At 40.6% G+C, this 15,294-nt stretch carries 12 protein-coding genes, 1 pseudogene and 1 riboswitch; of the genes and pseudogenes, 6 read left to right on the top strand and 7 right to left on the bottom strand.

Annotation, left to right across the window (positions count from 1 at the left end; translation table 11 throughout):
- Positions 1-3 precede the first annotated feature (3 nt).
- Both NSU00_RS14330 and NSU00_RS14335 read right to left on the bottom strand, forming a co-directional pair.
- Positions 4-540: a PTS sugar transporter subunit IIA gene (locus NSU00_RS14330; protein ID WP_340703932.1), complete on the bottom strand. Its 537-nt coding sequence runs from the start codon at positions 538-540 to the stop codon at positions 4-6.
- A 9-nt stretch (positions 541-549) separates the two neighbouring features.
- Positions 550-1,968 (bottom strand): annotated as a pseudogene (locus NSU00_RS14335) (sucrose-specific PTS transporter subunit IIBC); the annotation flags it as partial.
- Positions 1,969-2,181: 213 nt separating this feature from the next.
- Between NSU00_RS14335 and NSU00_RS14340 the strand changes: the two are divergent.
- On the top strand, positions 2,182-3,663 hold the full coding sequence (locus tag NSU00_RS14340; RefSeq protein ID WP_017552458.1) for a sucrose-6-phosphate hydrolase: 1,482 nt from the start codon (positions 2,182-2,184) through the stop codon (positions 3,661-3,663).
- Between the two features lie 16 nt (positions 3,664-3,679).
- On the top strand, positions 3,680-4,675 hold the full coding sequence (locus NSU00_RS14345) for a LacI family DNA-binding transcriptional regulator (protein WP_151681014.1): 996 nt from the start codon (positions 3,680-3,682) through the stop codon (positions 4,673-4,675).
- Between the two features lie 241 nt (positions 4,676-4,916).
- Here the strand turns inward: NSU00_RS14345 and guaA (NSU00_RS14350) are convergent, their stop codons facing one another.
- On the bottom strand, positions 4,917-6,470 hold the full coding sequence (guaA, locus tag NSU00_RS14350; protein WP_151681013.1) for a glutamine-hydrolyzing GMP synthase: 1,554 nt from the start codon (positions 6,468-6,470) through the stop codon (positions 4,917-4,919).
- An 86-nt stretch (positions 6,471-6,556) separates the two neighbouring features.
- A riboswitch (purine riboswitch) is annotated at positions 6,557-6,658 on the bottom strand.
- On the opposite strand from guaA (NSU00_RS14350), the gene NSU00_RS14355 reads away from it, so the two are divergent.
- Positions 6,652-7,371, top strand: coding sequence for a transposase (locus tag NSU00_RS14355; RefSeq protein WP_340703857.1), 720 nt, complete (start codon positions 6,652-6,654; stop codon positions 7,369-7,371). (Overlaps the previous riboswitch by 7 nt.)
- Before the next feature lie 2,053 nt (positions 7,372-9,424).
- On the opposite strand, the gene NSU00_RS14360 is transcribed toward NSU00_RS14355, so the two are convergent.
- Positions 9,425-10,357 (bottom strand): hypothetical protein, encoded by a 933-nt coding sequence (locus tag NSU00_RS14360; protein ID WP_340703858.1) that lies wholly within the window; start codon positions 10,355-10,357, stop codon positions 9,425-9,427.
- Positions 10,358-10,432: 75 nt separating this feature from the next.
- Positions 10,433-10,855 carry a hypothetical protein gene (locus tag NSU00_RS14365; RefSeq protein ID WP_237348651.1) on the bottom strand — a complete coding sequence of 141 codons (423 nt, stop codon included), beginning with the start codon at positions 10,853-10,855 and terminating at the stop codon, positions 10,433-10,435.
- Positions 10,856-11,858: 1,003 nt separating this feature from the next.
- Between NSU00_RS14365 and NSU00_RS14370 the strand changes: the two genes are divergently transcribed.
- Genes NSU00_RS14370 through NSU00_RS14380 form a run of 3 tightly spaced genes read left to right on the top strand, consistent with a single transcriptional unit; the run spans position 11,859 to position 12,512 of the window.
- A complete protein-coding gene (locus NSU00_RS14370) occupies positions 11,859-12,098 on the top strand; it encodes a helix-turn-helix transcriptional regulator (RefSeq protein WP_019720783.1) in 240 nt (79 codons plus the stop codon).
- Positions 12,082-12,285, top strand: a complete 204-nt coding sequence (locus NSU00_RS14375; RefSeq protein WP_014096839.1) for a hypothetical protein — start codon at positions 12,082-12,084, stop codon at positions 12,283-12,285. Before NSU00_RS14370 ends, NSU00_RS14375 begins: the two co-directional genes overlap by 17 nt.
- A 29-nt stretch (positions 12,286-12,314) precedes the next feature.
- Complete coding sequence (locus NSU00_RS14380; RefSeq protein WP_340703859.1) at positions 12,315-12,512, top strand: DUF4177 domain-containing protein; 198 nt, start codon at positions 12,315-12,317, stop codon at positions 12,510-12,512.
- Positions 12,513-12,635: 123 nt separating this feature from the next.
- Here the strand turns inward: NSU00_RS14380 and guaA (NSU00_RS14385) are convergent, their stop codons facing one another.
- Both guaA (NSU00_RS14385) and nadE read right to left on the bottom strand, forming a co-directional pair.
- Positions 12,636-14,189, bottom strand: coding sequence for a glutamine-hydrolyzing GMP synthase (guaA, locus tag NSU00_RS14385; protein WP_340703068.1), 1,554 nt, complete (start codon positions 14,187-14,189; stop codon positions 12,636-12,638).
- Between the two features lie 271 nt (positions 14,190-14,460).
- Entirely contained in the window at positions 14,461-15,291 is an 831-nt protein-coding gene (nadE, locus tag NSU00_RS14390; RefSeq protein WP_340703069.1) for an ammonia-dependent NAD(+) synthetase, read from the bottom strand.
- Positions 15,292-15,294 lie beyond the last annotated feature (3 nt).

Raw genomic sequence — 15,294 nt, forward strand, 5'->3', positions numbered from 1 at the left:
AAATTAAAGAGTAGCTTTCGGTGTTAAAGTGATGAACTGGCTCCCCTGTTTTACCTTATCATGATTAAATCCTTCAACAGCCGCATAATCTTGTGTGTTGGTCACGACTGTGATCACGGTTGGATCATAACCAAGTTCTTTAATTTTCTCCAGATCAAAACTGCATAGTTTGTCGCCTTGGTTTACCGTCTGACCTTTTTCTACGTAACTTGTAAAATATTCGCCTTTCAGATTAACCGTGTCAATACCAATGTGAATTAAAATTTCTGCTCCATCTTCTGTTTTAATGCCGTATGCATGATGTGTATCAAATACCGTGGTCAAAATTCCGTCACAAGGAGCATAGACATCGCCGTTTTTCGGCATGATGGCTGCCCCTTTACCCATTAATTCAGATGAAAATAATTTATCCTTCACATTTTTTAAGCTAATTGTTTCACCTTCAACCGGGGCAAAAATGATGCTATTACCAGCAGGGGCCGTAGCCGAAGCAGCCGTTTCTCCTATTTGTTCTTTTCCAGATACCCGTTCATTCGTAATCGTATTATGTTCCTTTGCCGCCGCCCGTCTTCCATATATATACGTTGTTGTGAAGGCGATAACAAAACTTATTGCGCCACTCATGACAAAAGGCAAGATAGATTGTGAGCGAATGCAAATAAAACCAATTACACTTGCAGGTCCCATTGAAACTGATAACACATGGAACATGCCAATAAATATAGAAGCAATACCGGAAGCAACCATTGCACAAAAGAACGGATACCTTAATTTCAAGTTAATCCCGAAAATAGCCGGTTCTGTAATCCCCAAAAGAGCTGAAATACTTGCTGAAGAAGATAAGCTTTTTTGTTTTTTACTTTTTGTAATAAAGAATACGGCAAGACAAGCAGCACCTTGCGCAATATTAGCCATAGAGGCGATTGGGAATACAAACGATCCGCCGGTTTTTGCAATATCAGCCAAAAGTGTGGTTTCAATTGCAGGAAAACTTTGATGCAAACCGGTAATGACAATCGGTGAATAAAACAGTCCAAAGATTGCAGTTCCAACCGCGCCTGTTGCATTATATAACCACATAATTCCATTGGTTAACCCATCACTCACATCACGCATAACAGGCCCAACAAATGTAAACGTTAGAAATCCTGTAATGATAATGGCAAGCATCGGTGTGAACGTAAAATCAAATGCATTTGAAATATATTTATGGAAAAATTTCTCTAATTTAGCTAAAATCCATGAAACTACCAATACCGGCAAGACAGACCCTTGGTAACCGGCCTGCGCGACTTTTAATCCAAAAATGTGCCAATAAGCCAACTCCCCTGATGCTTTTGCGCTAACAACATCATACCCGCTTGTCAATGCAGGAGATACCATGATCATCCCCATAGCAGCTCCTAAATACGGATTCCCACCAAACCGTTTGGTTGCGGAATATCCGATTAAAACCGGCAAGAAAGTAAATGGGGCAGCCGACATGGTATTGATAAATGACGCTATATCTTTCAGTCCCGGGTACAATTCCACTATTGCCTTCTTTGTGAATAGGTGTTCCGCTGTCAATACATTGTTTAAAGCCATCAGCAAACCGCCGGCAACAAGTGCAGGAATAATTGGAACAAAAATATCAGATAATACCTTGATTAATCTTAATAATACATTTCCCTGCTTTTCATTCGAAGTTTTTTTCACATCCTCCGTTGTCATATCCGGAAGGCCGGTTAATTTGATCAACTCAGCATAAACTTTATCGACATCCCCCGGTCCTATAATAATTTGGTACTGTCCGTTTGTTTTAAATGTACCTTTTACATCCGGATGCACATCCAATGCTTTTTGGTCTATTTTTGATTCATCATTGATAACTAAGCGCAGCCTTGTCGCGCAGTGGGCTGCAGCTTTTATATTATCTTTGCCATTTAAAGCGTTTAACACGTCTTTTGCAACCTTTGCATGGTTCATCGTGTACACCCTTTCATATTTTTGTAACCGTTTCACATACTAATATACTATCTTTTTATTATATGTCAATCGTTTATCATATTTTTTATTATTTTTTTATGTTTTACCATCATTTAAGATATTTTGTATGTTATACGGTTGACATATCACTTTGTTTACAGTACATTAAATCCAGGAGAACGCTTTCCTTGAATTTGGGGTGGTTTTATATATATGGAATGGAATCGAGCATTACGTTATAAAAATCTAAATGAGTGGTCTGAGGAAGAAAAAAAGCATTTACTTCTTCAAATAGAAAATTCTCCGTGGCGGCTGCATTACCATATTCAACCTGAAAGCGGATTGTTGAATGATCCAAACGGATTTTCTTTTTTTAATGATGAATGGCATCTATTTTATCAAAATTATCCGATGGGGCCTGTCCATGGTTTAAAATGCTGGTATCATCTTAGTTCAAAAGATCTTATCCATTGGAAAGGGAAGGGGCTGGCCATATTGCCGGATACAGAGTATGACAGTCACGGCTGCTACTCCGGATCTGCAATCCCGGTTGAAGACCGTTTATTTATCATGTATACAGGAAACGTCCGAGATAAAAACTGGAACAGATTCTCTTACCAGCTTGGAGCGTGGATGGATAAAAAAGGTCGGATTTCCAAATTAAAAACTCCATTAATTGCAAAACAGCCAGAAAATTACACGGACCATTTCAGGGATCCGCAAATTATCCGTTATCATAATTCTTACTATGCTTTGATCGGTGCCCAGACGAAACAAAAAGAGGGGAATATCTTGGTTTACCAATCCAAAGACCTGAAAAACTGGGAATTCAACGGACCGCTTGAATTACCGTTAAAGAATTTGGGATATATGATTGAATGCCCGAATATCGTATGGGTGGATCAAAAGCCGGTCCTTATATTCTGCCCGCAAGGCCTCGACCAAAATATTTTACACTATCAAAATATTTATCCCAACACTTACTTAATTGGGGATACGTTCGACCCTGAGAAAAACCGTTTTGAATCTAAATATCTCCTGCATAATTTGGATGAAGGATTCGATATTTACGCTACGCAGGCCTTTAACGCACCGGACGGGCGCACACTTGCAGTCAGCTGGATCGGCCTTCCTGAAATCGATTATCCGACAGATCAGTACGGTTGGGCGCATTGCTTGAGTTTAATCAAAGAATTGAAAATACAGGACGGCCATCTTTATCAATTTCCTGTAAAAGAAACAGAGAGCCTTCGCGGAAGGAAAATTGAATTGGACGGGGTCTTAACAGAACAGACCCAGCTGATATTGAATCAAAATGAGACAGCTTATGAATTGGAAATCATTCTGAAAGGGAACGGGGAAGGTAAATTACAATTGGCTTCGGACGGGCATCAAGCGTTAAATCTTATTTTCAACTTTGCTGATGGAACATTGGTCCTGGACCGCAGCCATGCGGGTATCCCTTTTGCACAACAATACGGAACTTCCAGAACCGTCCAAATTCCAAAAAATACCCCGCTGAACCTGCATATTTTTATGGATGCTTCTGTCGTTGAAATTTTTTTAAACCATGGACACGATGTGTTAACATCTCGTCTCTTTCCAAGCAAAAAACAAACAAAGATCTTCTTGGAAACAAACCATCATTTAGCTTATAATGGGAACTACTGGAGTCTTCATTCTATTAATAAATAGAGAAGGATAATGAAAATTGAGACCAAAATTAACAGATGTAGCTAAAGAAGCAGGAGTTTCCCCAACAACAGTATCCCGGGTCATCAATAATTATGGATATTTAAGCGAAGAAACGAAAAATAAAGTGTTCCAGGCTATGAAAAAACTGAACTATCAGCCGAACACTGTTGCACGTTCGCTTCACGGTAAGCAGACCAATCTGATTGGCGCCATTTTTCCTTCCGTCAGCAACCCCTTTTTCGGGGAACTGATTGAAAAAATAGAAAATAGGCTTTTCCTTTCCGGATATAAAACAATTTTATGTAATAGTGCAGATAATAGAGAAAAGGAACGTTCCTATATTAATATGCTTATTGCCAATCAAGTGGACGGCATTATTGCGGGTGCCCATAATTTAGGGATAAAGGAATATGACCAGTTTGGGCTGCCCATTATCTCTTTCGACCGATATTTATCCGATAATATTCCAATTGTAAGTTCCGATAATCATCAAGGCGGTGAGCTTGCAGTTCAGGAACTCTATCAAAATGGTGCAAGAAATATTTATTTATTTGCAAGCAGCAATAAGCCGAACAGCCCGACACACAGACGGAGAACCGGTTACTTGGAGGCAATGGCCCAATTATCTTTAGAGCCCCATGTAAAAGATATCCCTTTTGAAATGCTACCAAGTGTAAAATCGCTAACCATCAGGCAAATTTTGAGCTCAGAAAAAATCGATGGCATATTTTGTACAGATGATTTGACTGCCCTTATTGTATTGCAGCAGGCAAAAGAGTTGGGAATAAAAGTTCCACAAGAATTAAAAGTTATCGGGTATGACGGAACAAAATTTATTCAAAATTATCATCCTGAACTTTCCACAATTGAACAACCGATCGAAGACATTGCGCAACTATTGGTTGAATTACTCCTTAAAAGAATTACGGACAAAAAAGTGCAATTAGAAAAACACTATATGCTACCGGTAAAATTAATCCGCAGCAAGTCCACATCACAATTTGTCGACTGAATTAATTTGAAGAGCTATTCCGCTGGGGACTAAGCTGTTTAAAGAGGGAAAGACCAGATCACAGAGAAAAACCCGTTAAGAAAAATTCTTTTTCTCAACGGGTTTTCCTATTTAAGTTGCATTTGGGGAAAGCTCTAACTCTCATTTAGAGTAAAATCAATATCGGTCAGGCAACTTTTTGGCAAATTCTTTAAAAAAGAATTTGCCAAAATTGTTGTTACAAACAATTGTCCCGCGCTTCCTACTCCCACTCAATCGTTGCCGGCGGTTTGCTCGTGATGTCGTACACGACGCGGTTGACGTGCGGGACTTCGTTCACGATGCGAGTTGAAATTTTTTCAAGTACTTCCCACGGGATGCGCGCCCAGTCGGAAGTCATGCCGTCGATGGACGTGACGGCGCGGATGCCGATCGTATAATCGTATGTGCGGGCATCACCCATAACGCCGACGCTGCGGATATTCGGCAGCACCGTAAAGTATTGCCAAATGTCGCGATCCAGACCGGCCTTTTTGATTTCTTCACGCAAAATATAGTCGGATTCGCGCACCATCTCGAGTTTTTCTTCCGTAATCTCGCCCAGCACGCGGATGCCGAGACCCGGGCCCGGGAACGGCTGGCGCCAGACAATTTCGTCCGGAATGCCGAGTTTGGTCCCGACCGCACGCACTTCATCTTTAAACAATGTATTGAGCGGCTCGATTAAGGTGAACTGCATATCTTCCGGAAGGCCGCCGACATTGTGGTGCGATTTGATTGTCTGAGCGGTTTTTGTCCCACTTTCGATAATATCCGTATAAAGCGTGCCCTGGGCAAGGAACTCAATCCCTTCCAATTTCGCCGCTTCATCATCAAACACATAAATGAACTCGTTACCGATAGTCTTCCGCTTTTGCTCAGGGTCTGAGACGCCTTCCAATTTTTTCAAGAACCGTTCTTTTGCATCGACTTTGATGACGTTCATATGGAAGCCTTCCGAGAAAGTTTTCATGACGCTATCGGCTTCCCCTTTCCGGAGCAGGCCGTGGTCAACGAAGATGCAAGTAAGCTGGTCGCCGATCGCTTTATGGATCAAAACTGCGACAACTGATGAATCGACGCCGCCGCTCAGCGCACAAAGCACCTTTTTATCGCCAACCGTTTGGCGGATTTTCTCGATTTCCATTTCGATGAAGTTTTCCATCGACCATGTCCCCGCACAGCCGCAAATTTTAAACGCAAAGTTGCGCAAAAGGTCATTGCCGTACACAGAGTGGCGTACTTCAGGATGGAACTGGACGGCATATAGCTGCTTATCCACATTGCTCATTGCCGAAATCGGGCAGGCGGGGCTGCTGGCATCAACCGTAAATCCTTCCGGCACTTCTGTCACCAGATCCCCGTGGCTCATCCAGACAACTTGATCATCTGGAAGCCCGTCAAACAGCCGGCTGGCAGTTTTAACATGAATCGTTGCTTTCCCATATTCACGCTGGTTTGCCGGTTCCACTTTGCCACCGAAGGCTTTTGTTATGAGCTGCATGCCGTAGCAGATGCCCAAAATCGGCACGCCAAGGTTGAAAATTTCTTCGTCAACATGGAAGGCATTTTCATCATAGACGCTGTTCGGGCCACCGGAGAAAATAATGCCTTTCGGGTTCATTGCCTTGATTTCTTCAGCTGTCAAAGTGTGCGGGTGCAGCTCGCTGAACACGCCAAACTCACGGATTCGGCGCGTAATCAGCTGGTTGTATTGGCTGCCAAAATCCAAAACGATAATTTTTTCCAAATCTTTTACATCTAATGCTTTTGCCATTGTTTTTCCCCCAAAAACTTTGATCCAAATAAAAAACCGGAATCCGATCTTCAAAGCTGAAGGCAGAATTCCGGAGCGGTTTTTACGGTACACGAAACTGCCTTCATAGTCCGGCCATTTACGGTGGCCGGGTAGAAACTTTCGAACCTTATTATCGAAATTATATGAAGAAAGTATTGGTTTGCCTTTGACGCGGGAAGTATTTAAAGGAAATACACCCGATGGGAAAACATTAGAACCGACATTGGAAACGTTTAAGGCAGAGCACCCCGAGATGGCTGAGCAGTTGAGCTTTATCCTGGCAGATGGAATCTACCAAACGCCGGAAAATCAAAAAGTGACAAAGGATGTATTACAGGCGAAATTGGTGGCACCGATCAATCCACGGAACCGTAAAGATAAACCAACTACCGCCCGGGGGATTGAAAAAATCAACCGGTACGGCACTCCCATCTGTATCAGTGGACATAAAATGGAACTTAGAGGATCTGATCGGGAAAAGGGGCAATATATTTACACTTGTCCTGTATTTCATCCAAATGCCAAGCAAGAAGGTCTCACCTGCCCGCTAGCGAATCACGCGGAATGTTGTAATGGGGCAGCACAAGGAAGAGTATTTAGGATGGACTTTGATCAAACGCCTCAAGTAGATGTCGAGTTGCCGCAACATGGGCGCACATTTGAAGTGTTATATAGTGCCAGAACGATCATCGAACGAATCTTTGGCATTCTAAAAGACGGATACAGTCTCCGTCGTGTTCACAAGCGTGGGAAACAGGCAGTTGAAGCTCATGTAGATCGATGCATGATATCTATGCACATCATGGCAAATATGGCGTACCATCAGACAGGAAAGGCCAATTGTGGATGGACACGCAATCGGCTGCAAAGAGCAAATTAAGTTATTCACAGGTGGATATGTGAATAACTCAAATGAACGTTTTCTTTCCACAAAGGGTAGTGAAAAAAACCATTTTGTGAAGGCGGGATACGTATGCCCTTTTTTTGAAGAAAAATGACCGTTTTACTTCTATTGAATTAAAAATCTGGATGTAAATTGAAAATCTGGATGAAAAGGCAAAAAAAAATCGGGATAATTAATTTTCCAGAGCCTCGCTCAAGGGTATATTTTTATTTTGGCAGAGGCTCTTACAGAAAAAAAGGATAGAAATATAATGATGATATATAGAAGTATATGGTAAATTTTATTTTGCATAAAAACACTTCCTCTAGTAAAGTTTACTTGAATCCGTGATAAGAATAATATACTGTATTAATAGTAAATTTTATTCAAGGGGATGTTCTATCCCGAAAATTTACGCCAACTGATTTTCATTCTTTCGCTAGTGTCACATGCATTTCGGCATGATATGCCTGATTAATAATTCTTTAAATCAACTCTAATTATAAAAGGGCGAAAACTTACTATATTAATTATGGAAACTATTGTTAAAAGTGGGGTTGTAGTTTCCTATTGGGTTGTTATGGTCACATTGGCAGGCGTTCCAACTCCCAGTATTCTGTTTCAGTCTTAATACACAGTTAATCAGCCATACACTCGAATCATTTAATGGAATGCCTATTTATGGGCGTATGTTTCACAAATGTATAAGATGACACTTTGGCTATGATATACAAGCAAGACAGCCACGGAGATGAATTCTCTCCGAAACCATTTGATCGTATAGGAGCAATACATTGGCAGACAATGTTCTTTTTTAAACATCTCGATTAACTCGATTAAATTGTATAATTGTATGTAACAGTTTGATCAGCAAATTCATTTGGTTGGCGCCCAAATGAATACGTTTAAATCTTTTCCGTCTGAAATCTATATTTTGACTATTTGTAGTTTTCCATACAGGTTCTTTAATTTTAGAGTCTCCAAATATTAATAGGTTCCCAGCCCATACTTGGTACAATCGCTTCATATTCCATATGAGACTCACAAGCTTGAGGCTGATTTCCTCATATATTTGTTTGATTTACGAATCACTGCAACTCTTCTGAAATTTTTTCAGAACCAGCCTGATCATAAACGGCTTTTCCATCTATCACGGTCAATTCGTCGTCAACATAGCTGATCCGCAGTGAATCACGTCATCAACTCTTTTTTTAGTCAAAAAATCCATCTCAGTTTACCGGTATAACAAATCCCGTAATTTTCCCAGAAATTGTAAAATCTAGGTAATGCTACTAAAAATTTGTACTCTTTTTTAAATGAAACGCATATTTGATTTTTGAAACAGAGACGATATCATTTACCTTAAAGGTGCCCTACTTTTATTTGGGGGTTCTTGTTAAACCCAATTATACAGCTGTTAGGGGCACCTAGAGGATTTCATTTAATAGTATTTCCCAAGAGATAGATATGATTATCCCTCACTTATCATTTAAGAAACAAGCATGAAAATAAATGATTGACTCGTTAATTTTCTAACAGACTGAATGGTTTTCTGGATTAAATCTGGTGAACCTTTTTGGCAGTATACACTTCATTATTCAGGTAGTAACATCTTGACCGATATTCAAACCTATGTGGCGTAAACGTGCACCCTTTATAGGTTCTTTACATGAATTCTTCTTTGTTTTGGGTTTTTGAAAAGTTTAAGTATTTACATCTATCGTTATATATACCTTTCTTTGGCTTTCAAAATTCGTATTTATACGCATCCAGATCCTCAGCAATATTTTATATGAAAGACCGCTTTTGTCCTGCTGCTAATACAATCGCTGCTTTAATATTGGGCTAGGAGTGCCATTTTGATATCCAAAGTTAACGAAAAAACACTTCACCGTATCGACTGGGTAAATTTCAGTTGAAACAGTCAATATACTTTATAGTAAAGAAACTCTTTTTATGCAGAACTCAAATTCACTTGATTACAGAAATGCTAATTTTGAAAAGCAAGCCTAAAATAGAGTTTTAAATTTTTAGGCTTGCTTTAAAATACCTATTTTCCGCTTGGTCCATAAAAGCTCGTATGTTTATGATATCGAGTTGAATGGTTTGTAATTTTTGAGCACTTTCCATAATGGGAGGAGCTTACTAAACTACAGTATCTTAATTTAGCCGGGCCATGATCTCTCAAACATTGCGAACTCAGTACCAATGCCTCCGAACAATCACTCTGATAAAAGTTTTTTAATGCTTGCTTAGATGATTCATTTGAATAATATCTTCCATTTCCTTGATAACCGTTAAATCTATTACAAGCAACAATATCACCTTTATGTGGGAGATCGCCATTTTTCTGACCTAATGAAGTAGTTCCACTGTTATCATTACTTGCATTAGCTTGTGAGCTACTAGAAGAATCGTAAGAATCATCAGATGAATTATCTGAATCGCTAGAAGATCCGTTAAAATCATTAGTTGTAGCCGGTGAATCGTTAGAAGATCTGTTTGTATCTTCGTAGTTCATTTGGGCATCCATATTATTTTGTAGCAGGTTAACATCAATAACAGACTCTATGATTATAACTTGGTTTTTTTGTAGGTTTACAGTCCTATCTTCGTAATTTACCCCATCATTCTTGACCCCAATGGTTTTTTCAGCTGAGTCTCCATCAATGTGTATCTCAAATGTTCCGGATTCATTTGGAGTAAGTTCCTTACCATCTACTTTAATTTTATCGTCCGGATATGTCACTTTTTTTATAAATTCATTTCCATCATATGTCCAACCATCCGCTGTATACATTTGAAGTATTTCATTAGTGACATTTTTTGGATCAACGTGATATTTAAGAACTCTAATAAGTTTTACTTGTGCTATCTGATCTTGAGAAGTTTCTGCGGATGCTGGCATAACAGCAATTGAAAATATTAGAAAAGCTAAGACAAATATAGTGAATAGACATTTGAAACGATGCCACCTACTCATTTTTTAATTCCCTCCCCCATATTTTTAACAAATATTTGTAAAAACCTAGCGCTTTTCATGTTTTGATAGGTCTTTTTACCCATCTTCCTCCAAAAAAATTTCTTTCAGTTTATGATTAAGAAACCAAAATTCCAAGTTCACTTTATTCTTTTTATCAGGGTATCCAATAATATTAAAACCTTGTTCTTCCCGCTTGTAATATTTCTGACCGTATTTTTTCGTGATATCTTGAAGGGAAGAAGATAAATTAATGTTTCTTTGAGTATTTACATGGTCAACTTCACAAGAAATGGCTGTAATTTCTTTGTTCTTAATTTTTACTTTGACACCATTCTTAGTATGAAACCAATCATTAGACCTGTACCGTTTGTCTATAAGAATATGTTTAACTTTGTTATCATCCCTCTCCCCAAGAGATATACCCCCAATATTTTCATGGGACAAATCTATACTATTTGCCCTATAGTAAGAAAAATGTTCAACTTGTTGTTTTGCCATTACACTAATGAAAACGACTGAATAGGGAAAAGTCAACAATAAAAGCATTACAATTATGAGGCCGATGATAAAAACAAACTTTTTTGTTCGAATACAAGCTCCCTCCCTTAAATTCGTCCATTAAGAATACATTTTAATAGCCAATCATTCTAAGCCTTATCAAATATTCAAATACAGGCTATCTTGACGGAACATTCATATTTTACCAAAGAAATACAATATGTGCAACAAAAAATTAAAAAAATAATTTGTTTTTTTCAGTCTAAATTACAATATTAAATGCAACACTTAATGAAATACCAGTAAACCTGTGATTAAATAGACTGGGAAACTTTGGGCAACTTTACATGGAGTGGCAGGCATGGTAGCCTTGTCGGCTCAGTCAAATTTCATTCCGACCTGGCTTCCTGGCTGGGGGTCCATACCTGCAGAGATTCTATGTCAAGTTGCTAAACACCTTGTAAATGTTTTCCACTATCTCGCTTAAAAGGTCCAATCGTGCCAACTCTTCCTTGAATCACTCTTCTGGTGTCCCCGAATCAGGACCATGTTAACATTGTTATAAAGGGGCTTGGTGCAAACACGCTCGCCTTCAAAAAGATCCTCAAGTTTGGACCACCCGTAGACAGCGTCAGGTGACCTGCTTCTTCTAGGATTTTCTTTTCGGCATACGTGATGAATTTGGCAGCCTAATCCAACTTAAACTGGCGGCCACAGGTTTTCCTGTTCTGCTCGTAAATCAGTCGGCCAGTGTCCGGGAAATAGACTTCAACAAACTTGCCGTTCGATTTCATTTGGATGATGGTACCCGCTTCAGCTTGCGAGATATTGTACTCTTATTACAGCCAACCGTATCGGTGATTGCTTTCATAGATTTTCCTTCTACACGAAGCGGCAATTTTCCCCTTTCAAAAGCTTTGAACTCGTTTGACGTCATATTTGTAAGGGGATACAATAATGTCAGCACAGATGTAAAAAATTTTTTACACTAATTGGTGATTGTATGCAAAATAACATTAAAAAATACAGGAAAAAGAAGCAGATGTCGCAGGAAGAGTTGGCAAAAAAATGTAATGTCACACGACAAACCATAAATGCTATTGAGAACAGCAAATATGACCCTTCTCTTCGTTTAGCTGTACTCATCTCACAAATTTTAGAAGTAAGGATAGACGAATTATTTATTTTTGATTCGATAAATGAAACGATTGAAAGGAAAGATGGAAATGAGAAAAATGGATGAAATGGAAAAGGATCATTCCGGAAAAGCAGCAAGACTAGCATTTAGCTACTATACTCTGGTTTTACTCATATGGTCCCTTGTGGATTGGTTTAAAACCAAAAGCACTGGAATAGAATTTCCAATTCTTATGATTGGTTGTGCCATTTATGCTGGAGTACAAGTATATTTGCTTCGAAAAACAAAATAAATCATTTATTACAAATTTCAGGAAGAATAATGTACCGTTATAAATTTATTAAGATAAAAATCAATCGGTGGAAAGGACAACCGGAAGTCGACTACAGACAAATTATAAAGGAAAATGCATCGGAAGGTTGGGGGTTGGTTCAAATATTTGCCCCTCCTATTTCCGGGTTTGGGGCAGCAGACCATTTTGAATTAATTTTGGAGAAATATATTGAAAACCCCAACTGAAAAAGTATAGTGAAATAACTGGTGGTGAAATCAAGTTAAAAGAATGCTATCGCTATTTAATTGAGCTGACATAGAAAAAAACAGCGATCCCTTAATATTCCTAGGATCGCCGTTTTCCTGTTCCTACTCCCACTCAATCGTAGCGGGCGGTTTGCTTGTAATATCGTACACGACGCGGTTGACGTGCGGGACTTCGTTCACGATGCGAGTTGAAATTTTTTCAAGTACTTCCCACGGGATGCGCGCCCAGTCGGAAGTCATGCCGTCGATGGACGTGACGGCGCGGATGCCGATCGTATAATCGTATGTGCGGGCATCACCCATAACGCCGACGCTGCGGATATTCGGCAGCACCGTAAAGTATTGCCAAATGTCGCGATCCAGACCGGCCTTTTTGATTTCTTCACGCAAAATATAGTCAGATTCGCGCACCATCTCGAGTTTTTCTTCCGTAATCTCGCCCAGCACGCGGATGCCGAGACCCGGGCCCGGGAACGGCTGGCGCCAGACAATTTCGTCCGGAATGCCGAGTTCAGTGCCGACTGCGCGCACTTCGTCTTTAAATAATGTATTCAGCGGTTCAATTAACGTAAACTGCATGTCTTCCGGCAGACCGCCGACATTGTGGTGCGACTTGATTGTCTGGGCAGTCGTTGTCCCGCTTTCGATGACATCGGTATACAACGTTCCCTGGGCAAGAAAATCAATCCCTTCGAGTTTTGCCGCTTCATCATCAAAGACATAAATAAATTCATTTCCGATGATTTTCCGCTTTTGTTCCGGGTCGGAAACACCTTTCAATTTTTTCAGGAACCGTTCTTTCGCGTCGACTTTAATGACGTTCATATTAAAGCCTTCTGAGAAAGTTTTCATCACACTCTCTGCTTCGCCTTTACGCAAAAGACCGTGGTCCACAAAAATACACGTGAGCTGGTCGCCGATCGCTTTATGGATCAATACCGCGACAACGGAAGAGTCAACCCCGCCGCTTAAGGCGCACAGCACTTTCTTGTTCCCTACCGTTTGCCGGATTTTTTCAATTTCCATTTCGATGTAGTTTTCCATTGACCACGTTCCGCTGCAGCCGCAAATTTTAAAAGCAAAATTGCGTAAAAGTTCATTGCCGTAAACAGAATGGCGTACTTCCGGATGGAACTGGACGGCATACAAATGTTTGTCCGTGTTGCTCATTGCAGAAATCGGGCAGTGGTCACTGCTTGCATCTACCGTAAATCCGGCCGGTACTTCCGTCACAAGATCCCCGTGGCTCATCCAAACCACCTGATCTTCCGGAAGCCCGTCAAATAACCGGCCCCCGTTTTCGACATGAATCGTTGCTTTTCCGTATTCACGCTGACTGGCGGGTTCAACTTTGCCGCCATATTTTTTTGCCATAAGCTGCATGCCGTAGCAGATGCCCAAAATCGGCACGCCAAGGTTGAAAATTTCTTCGTCAACATGGAAGGCATTTTCATCATAGACGCTGTTCGGGCCGCCCGAGAAAATAATGCCTTTCGGGTTCATGGCCTTGATCTCTGCCGCTGTCAAAGTGTGCGGATGGAGTTCGCTGAATACGCCAAATTCGCGGATCCGGCGCGTAATCAGCTGGTTATATTGGCTGCCAAAATCCAAAACCACAATTTTTTCTATATCTTTCACATCGAATGCTTTTGCCATTGAATTTCCCCCATGTACTTTTATCCAAAAAACGGAACCTGATCTTTCAAGCAGGATTCCGGCCTGATTTTTTTAAATAGGTGAGACTCCTCAGCCGGGTCCCTGTGCTCCCTTCCCGGCGGAATTTTCCCGCTTCCTTCATCTGGAAGCCCTCTATATTCACTTTTCACAGAAATTTTGCTTCCTTCGCCTGGAAGCCGGCTGCTTTCACTCGCGGCCAAAAATTTTGCCGGGTTCCTGCACTTGGAACCGCTTTTGGAGGCCGGCTTTATCATGATTTCCAGAAATCATCAAAAATCGTAATCGGCATATGGCGTTTATGCTGCCCTTTTAAATACCACGATTCAATCTTCGCTTTTGCTTCCGGCGAAACTTTTTTTCCTTCCAAATAATCGTCGATATCGTTGTATGACACACCAAGTGCAGCCTCATCGGAAAGCTGCGGGCGCTCGTCTTCGAGGTCGGCAGTCGGCGTCTTCATATAAAGGCGTTCCGGGCAGCCGAGTTCTTTTAACAGCATTTTCCCCTGGCGCTTATTCAGCCTGAAAATCGGCACAAGATCTGAACCGCCGTCACCGTATTTCGTGAAAAATCCGGTTACATTTTCCGCAGAATGGTCCGTCCCAAGCACAACGCAATTTTCCATCGCGGCAATGCTGTACTGGACTTTCATTCTTTCACGCGCTTTTTCATTTCCTTTTGCATAGTCGGAAAGGACGATGCCCGCTTTTGCCAGGGAAGCTTCACTTGCATCGACAGCCGGTTTAATATTAACGGTAATGTCCTTGTCCGGCTGAATAAACTGGACGGCCAATTCAACATCGTCCGCATCTTTCTGTTCGCCGTATGGCAGCCGCACCGCAATAAATTTATATTCCTGGTTGCCGATTTCTTCTTTCATTTCATTGATGGCGATCTGCGCGAGCTTCCCTGTCAAAGTGGAATCCTGGCCGCCCGATAAACCAAGCACGAATCCTTTCAGGAACGGGTATTTTTTTAAATAGCTTTTCAAAAAATCAACACTTTTACGGATTTCTTCTTTCGGGTCAATGACCGGTTTTACTTTCATTTCTTCCACAATTCTTTTTTGCATTGCGTCCATTTT

It is taken from the genome of Weizmannia sp. FSL W8-0401, from assembly GCF_038009125.1.
In the GTDB taxonomy this organism is placed as follows: domain Bacteria; phylum Bacillota; class Bacilli; order Bacillales; family Bacillaceae_C; genus Weizmannia; species Weizmannia coagulans.